The organism is Halanaerobiales bacterium (assembly GCA_035270125.1).
Lineage (GTDB): Bacteria > Bacillota > Halanaerobiia > Halanaerobiales > DATFIM01 > DATFIM01.
The window spans coordinates 1-5,948 of sequence record DATFIM010000082.1 but is presented as its reverse complement, the minus strand read 5'-3'; the positions used below and the strand labels follow the sequence as shown (position 1 = coordinate 5,948).

8 protein-coding genes are annotated in these 5,948 nt (G+C 28.6%); 1 reads left to right on the top strand and 7 read right to left on the bottom strand.

Annotated features, from left to right (window positions below; all coding sequences use genetic code 11):
* The 4 genes from def to VJ881_04485 form a co-directional block, all read right to left on the bottom strand.
* Positions 1-459 (bottom strand): peptide deformylase (def, locus tag VJ881_04500; GenBank protein HKL75309.1); only part of this gene is annotated, 459 nt, incomplete at its 3' end.
* Positions 460-478: 19 nt separating this feature from the next.
* Positions 479-871, bottom strand: a complete 393-nt coding sequence (locus VJ881_04495; GenBank protein ID HKL75308.1) for a molybdenum cofactor biosynthesis protein MoaE — start codon at positions 869-871, stop codon at positions 479-481.
* A gap of 13 nt (positions 872-884) precedes the next feature.
* Positions 885-1,484: a hypothetical protein gene (locus VJ881_04490; protein ID HKL75307.1), complete on the bottom strand. Its 600-nt coding sequence runs from the start codon at positions 1,482-1,484 to the stop codon at positions 885-887.
* A 91-nt stretch (positions 1,485-1,575) separates the two neighbouring features.
* Complete coding sequence (locus VJ881_04485; protein HKL75306.1) at positions 1,576-2,085, bottom strand: hypothetical protein; 510 nt, start codon at positions 2,083-2,085, stop codon at positions 1,576-1,578.
* 108 nt (positions 2,086-2,193) lie between these two features.
* On the opposite strand from VJ881_04485, the gene thiS reads away from it, so the two are divergent.
* Positions 2,194-2,394: a sulfur carrier protein ThiS gene (thiS, locus tag VJ881_04480; GenBank protein ID HKL75305.1), complete on the top strand. Its 201-nt coding sequence runs from the start codon at positions 2,194-2,196 to the stop codon at positions 2,392-2,394.
* Positions 2,395-2,414: 20 nt separating this feature from the next.
* On the opposite strand, the gene VJ881_04475 is transcribed toward thiS, so the two are convergent.
* The 3 genes from VJ881_04475 to VJ881_04465 are packed head-to-tail and all read right to left on the bottom strand — an operon-like array spanning position 2,415 to position 5,865.
* Positions 2,415-4,367, bottom strand: coding sequence for a fructose-1,6-bisphosphatase (locus VJ881_04475; protein ID HKL75304.1), 1,953 nt, complete (start codon positions 4,365-4,367; stop codon positions 2,415-2,417).
* A gap of 34 nt (positions 4,368-4,401) precedes the next feature.
* Entirely contained in the window at positions 4,402-4,929 is a 528-nt protein-coding gene (locus VJ881_04470) for a hypothetical protein (GenBank protein HKL75303.1), read from the bottom strand.
* 15 nt (positions 4,930-4,944) lie between these two features.
* Complete coding sequence (locus tag VJ881_04465) at positions 4,945-5,865, bottom strand: hypothetical protein (GenBank protein ID HKL75302.1); 921 nt, start codon at positions 5,863-5,865, stop codon at positions 4,945-4,947.
* Positions 5,866-5,948 lie beyond the last annotated feature (83 nt).

Sequence of the window (5,948 nt, the reverse complement as noted above, 5' to 3'; positions counted from 1 at the left end):
ATTCTCCAAATGATCAGTAGCTAATATTCCCTCCAGATGATCTATTTCATGTTGAAATAATTCAGCAAAATCATCTTTAAAAGTTTCAGTAATGTTTTCTCCTTTTGTATTCTGATATCTAACTTTTATTTTTTTATGTCTTGATATTTTTACAAAAAAAGCAATATCAAAACTAAAACAACTGTCCCAGACCATAAATTTTTCCTTACTTTTCCAGGTTATTTTAGGATTTATCATTACAATTTCTCTTTCAGGTAGATTGGCATAGATAACTTTTTTAAGATAACCTATTTGAGGAGCAGCCAGTGCTCTACCTATATTTTTTTCTGCCTGTAAGGAAAGTAATGTATCTTTTAAATCATTAATAATAATTTCTGTATTTTCTCCAAAATCTTTAATTTTTGTTGATTTTTCTCTTAACATCGGATTCCCAAGTTTTAAGACATTTTTAACAGCCATTTATACCCTCCTTAATTTCTTAAGTTTGCTCAACCTCTTTTACACATTCATTTTTGATTTTTCCAACTAAAAATTGAAGTGCTTCAATAACATGAGGTCTTATATCTCCCCCAACAAGTACATACATTATATCATCACCAACTTCAAGATGTCCTTTATTAAGCCAGGTCTTTACATAAAAAATCCCATCCATTTTTTCAGTTTCTGCAACTACTTCCTCAACTTTTTGGGGATCATAATCAAATTCCATTCCTTTTACCAGAGAACCATCATCAATTCCTTCTCTAACTTTTTTTCTTGGACTCTCTCTTACAATACCATTATGAACCAAAAACATTCCTTCTTTAAATACTGAAGGATCTTTTTTTGCCTCTTTAAGCCATTTATCAATTGAAGGTGATTTTTTACTCATAGATTATCTCTCCTTAATTATTTATATTTTTCCATAAACCTTTTTTATCGGGATTTGTATATTTAATTGTTTTGCTTTCCATAAATTTTATTGCTCTTTCTACAATTTTTTTATCCTCTTTGTCTTCAGCATACCAGTTAAAATTTCTTCTCATCTTTGCTGGAAAATCATCTGGAAATAATTTGATTCTTTCTCTTTCTGGAACTAAAAAACAATCTTTAGCCTCTGCTCTCATATTAAATAATTTTCTTCTGTCTTTCTTTAAGGTCTTTGGGAGTTGCTGAGGTTTTTTATATACTCGGGTATGATCATACCAGCCGATAATTAGACTTCCTTTTTGTGGTGAAGAAGCAACAATAATCACTAAAATATCATCTACATAATCATCATCTTTTGATCCACCCAGCCGTTTTAAATTTAGATCACCCTGAATCATAAAAAATCCATAACACAAATTCTGATAGGATTTAAAATTATTGGCTTCATTAACAAGTTGACTATCTTCTAAATAGCTACTACCATTATATGGTTTATCATTTTTGGTTATACCTTTATATTCACTCATATAAGCAGTTCTTACAAACATAAGATGTTGGCCAGTAGCTAATTTCATTTTGATACCCCTTTAAGTAATTTTTATAATCTTTATATACTTTATAATTAGAGATAAAATTAAAATTTCCTGTATATATATAATTCTTAATTTAAAAGAAATTATCCCTAAATCTTTTATCAATTTGATATCCTACAAAACTAAGTGTAACTGCTACTAAAATAGATGTCATTAAATATAAAAATATCAAACCTATTTCACTTCCAGCTGCCGCCGCTGCTAAAGCCTGTCTTAAAGCTGTGCCAATAACTATATCTGTTATATTTATGGTAATAACAAAGCCAAGTAAAAAAGTAATAGCAAATAATATTGTTCTTACTATAAAATTAATATCTCTTTTAAAACTATGATATAAAACCCCACCTAAAATCGCATAGAAAATTATGAAAAAAAGTTGTTGAAAGAAAAATAAAAAGGATAGAATAAATAAAGTTAATATCATTAATAAGTATTTTTTTAAATCATTCCTGGCATAATTTATATATAAAATAATTGGAACAGTAATACTATTTACTATATTTGCAGCTCCTCTAAAAAGTAGAAATGATACTAAAACTAAAGAAATACTAATTGCAGAATATGTTAGACTATTATTATCCATTAATTACCTGGCCTCCACTATTTAAATTTTGCACCTATTAGTCTTTATGTTATAATAATAAAAAATGGATATTATTAAAAAATATTTAGTTTTTTAGGAGGTATAGAAATGAGAGTATTTGTAAATCAGGACAAAAAAACCTATCCTGAAGGAACTACTATCGCAGAAATTGTCAAAAAAACTAATTATAATGATAAAAGTTATAATGTTGTCCGTAATGGCAAACTTGTTAAAAAAGATGACTATCAAAAAACTACAATTAGTAAAAATGATAAAATTAGGATTTTACCTTTTGCCATGGGAGGCTGATTCATAAGTTCAAACCTCCCTTAGTATTTTTCCTTGATAATACCTTCTCTATACTTATATAATAATTTTTCCAGATATTCAATATCTTCTTTTAGTTTATAACCAATATCAGTATCTTCAATTTTTTTTACTTCATCAAATTTAACTACTACTGAGGAAGAGACAATATCATTGGTTTGCTTTTTAATTGCTCTCTCTTTTGAAATAAAAGGTTTATGAGAAGTTAATCTCATTTCCAGGTGGTTGTAAGAGAGAGTATAACCGGCAATACCAGTTTTATCATGATAGGCAGCTGATATACCACCATCAATGACAAGCAATCGACCATTACCCTTTATAGGGCTTTCTCCTCTTTTCTCTGCGACAGGTGTGTGTCCATTTATAATATGGCCAGCTTCCGGATCAAGTTCAAATTCTTTTAATATTTTTTTGCATATTTTTTCATCTTCACGAAGCTCATAATAAGGATTTTTATGTTCATGATATAATTTTTTATTATCAACATCAGTAAAATATCGTAAAAATGTAGTCATTTTTTTCTTTCCAAAAAGAGGTGAATATTCTCCTCTCCAGAGATACCAGAGCCAATCTCTGTGATCAAATTTATTTTCCCGATAGGAATATCCCCTTCTTACTATATCATCAAAAAAATCCAATAAATTTTTTCCTTTTAATTTTTTCCCTTTTACTTTTAATGATGAAAAAGTCCCATCTTCATTTAAAGGCACACATCCATGATACAATAAATTCCCATTATGTTTTTTATACATACTTCCATTATTAAAGAGAAATCTTATATCATCCTGTAGACGGTCATTATTTTTAAAACTATAACTTAATTTATCTATAACTTCTTTTTCAGCTGCAGTTAATTCATAAGGATTATCAGGATCAATTGTTGGAAAATTATTATCTGTAAGCTTATATTCCTTATTATCTATTTTTATTTTTCCCTGATCATAATCTATTTTTTCTAAATACATTACTTCATTCATATCAAATTCCGGTCTGTTTTTTATTAAATTCCCCTCTAATTTAAACTGGATAATAGCAATTGCCTTTTGCATTTTAGTACTAATTATCTTTTCTTTTTCAGACATTTCTTTTTCTATTAACTTTGGAGCAAAAACATTAGGATTTGGGTCTTTATAATAATTACGGGCAAATCTGGCCAAAGGTCGCATATTTATACCATAATCTTCTTCTAGCATCTCGAGATTACCATATCTTATGCTAATTCTAATAGCTGAAGCAATCAGTGCTTTCTGCCCCAAACCAGCTCCCATCCATAATATATCATGATTTCCCCACTGTACATCAACATTATGATGTTTTTTTAATTCTTCCATTATCTTATGTGGAGCAGGCCCACGATCAAAGACATCTCCCAGAATATGAAGTTCATCTACAGCAAAAGTTTGTATTAAATTAGCCAGAGATATAATAAAATTTTCAGTTTGATCTATTTCGATAATAGTAGATATAATTTTATTATGATATTCTCTTTTATTTCTTTTCCTATCCTGTAAATAAAGTAATTCTTCCAGGATATATGAAAATTCTTCAGGCAGGGCTTTGCGAACCTTTGATTTTGTATATTTTGATGCAATATTTTTACATAATTTTATAGTATGATTAAGATAATTTATATACTGTTCTTCTGTAATTTCACCATTTTTTTCTTTTAAATTTTTAAGTTTTTCTTCCGGATAAAATATAAGGGCAGCTAATTCCCTTTTTTCCTGATCGCTTAGATCTTCAGAAAAAAGTTTATCTATCTTATATTCTATTACTCCTGAAGCACTCTTTAATCTATACTGAAAAGTTTCATATTCACCATGTAGATCAGTCAAAAAATGCTCAGAACTTTTAGGTAAATTTAGTATTGCCTTTAAATTAATTATTTCAGTACTTACCGCTGGAATATTAGGAAATTTTTCTGATAAAAGTTTTAAATATTTTAATTCATCCATTATTTTCTCCTTTCAATCTTTATCGACTGAGTACTTAATGAAGATTTCCCTCCCGATGAACAACATCATGAGCAAAAAGAGCATAACCAATCTCGGCTGTTGTGTAATTAGATCCTTTTGCCATTTTCCGTACAATTTTTATTATTTTTAAATAATCATCTGCTTTAAAATTTTCTTTTTCTTCGTCAAAATAACCAAGACGCCATAATGTAGCCCAGACTCTGGTATCAATAACACAGTGTTTTTCATCATCTAAACATGTTAAAATAGCTGTAGCAGTTGGAATACCTATCCCGGTTAATCCTGTATATAAAGTTAATTCACAAAATTCATCATCAATGTTATAGGCAACTTCAGTTACTTTTTCAACTCTACCTTCCGGATTCTTTTTTACATGATAGGAACTTCTGGTAGAATTAAGATGGGCTAATTGATATAACTCATTTTTTGTAAGATAACCTTTTTTATGATATTTTTTTCCTATTTCTATTAATTCTTCTGGATAGAGCCCATTAGTATTACTATATTCATCTAAATATTCACTATAATTAATAGTCTTCATAAATACCACCTTATATTATTTTTCAATTCTATTATAATTATCAAGTCTTTTTAAAGCTTTAAAAGTCAAAATTCCCTTCCACTCTTCATAGGCATCCTCAAGCCCTTCTTTATAAAAGCTTTTACCCCAGGGAGGATCTATAACCCCATTTTTTTCTAATAATGCTACTGAAAAATCAAGATTATCTTTTATTAAAGATTTTTTTATACCAAATCTAAAGTCTTCAGGTGAAGATACAAAATCTAAGGGTTGAGGTACATAGTCCAGCCACTTTTCTTTATTTTTCTCAAGAACCTGAGATATAGCATTTGCCAGATCTTTTTCCATTTTCTTTTGAAAATCTTTTGGAAGGACCTTATATAATTTTAGATAACAATATACTTCATTTTCAGATTTAAAATTTTCTTTTTTCTTTAGATAATAAATAGCATAATCCAATAAATAATTAATATCCAGTTCATTTACAACATCCTGATATTTATATAAATAAGCTATTATTTCTACTGAAGGGTTTCCCCAGTTTTGATCAATAACAGTCATTTTTTTCTCATTATCATAATGCCACCAGGGTGTATGAGGATATTCGTTTACCTTTTTGTTTACAGCAAACCAGCCTTTTCTTTTTTCTCTAAATTCTTCTTCCAGAAAATTTATGGCTGATTTCACCATTTTTTCTGCCTTCTTATGGCCCTCAATTTCTGAAATATAGCGTAAACCAATAGAAGTTGCCAGTGGTGTAGAATCAGGTAACCTAAAATCAGGTTCCAGACTATTTCCAAAACCTCCATCTTCATTTTGATAATTTTTTAAGGCTTCAATAATATCTTCTTTATTTCCATTTTCAAAATAATAATTAAATAAGTATTTTTCCAGCTCTCTGGCTTCATTTTTAATATACTTTGCTAATTTTTCATAAGTGCTTTTGGATAATTTCATATTCATTTCCCCTTATCACTTTTTTCTTCAATAATGGCCGGTGTATAATCTTCCATAGGCCCTTTATAACGAAACTTATCTTT

Excerpts from the sequence above, each read along its gene's own strand:
- VJ881_04470 (HKL75303.1), bottom strand. The coding sequence starts at position 4,929 with ATGAAGACTATTAATTATAGTGAATATTTAGATGAATATAGTAATACT.
- VJ881_04465 (HKL75302.1), bottom strand. The coding sequence starts at position 5,865 with ATGAAATTATCCAAAAGCACTTATGAAAAATTAGCAAAGTATATTAAA.
- VJ881_04485 (HKL75306.1), bottom strand. The coding sequence starts at position 2,085 with ATGGATAATAATAGTCTAACATATTCTGCAATTAGTATTTCTTTAGTT.
- thiS (HKL75305.1), top strand. The coding sequence starts at position 2,194 with ATGAGAGTATTTGTAAATCAGGACAAAAAAACCTATCCTGAAGGAACT.
- VJ881_04495 (HKL75308.1), bottom strand. The coding sequence starts at position 871 with ATGAGTAAAAAATCACCTTCAATTGATAAATGGCTTAAAGAGGCAAAA.
- VJ881_04475 (HKL75304.1), bottom strand. The coding sequence starts at position 4,367 with ATGGATGAATTAAAATATTTAAAACTTTTATCAGAAAAATTTCCTAAT.
- VJ881_04490 (HKL75307.1), bottom strand. The coding sequence starts at position 1,484 with ATGAAATTAGCTACTGGCCAACATCTTATGTTTGTAAGAACTGCTTAT.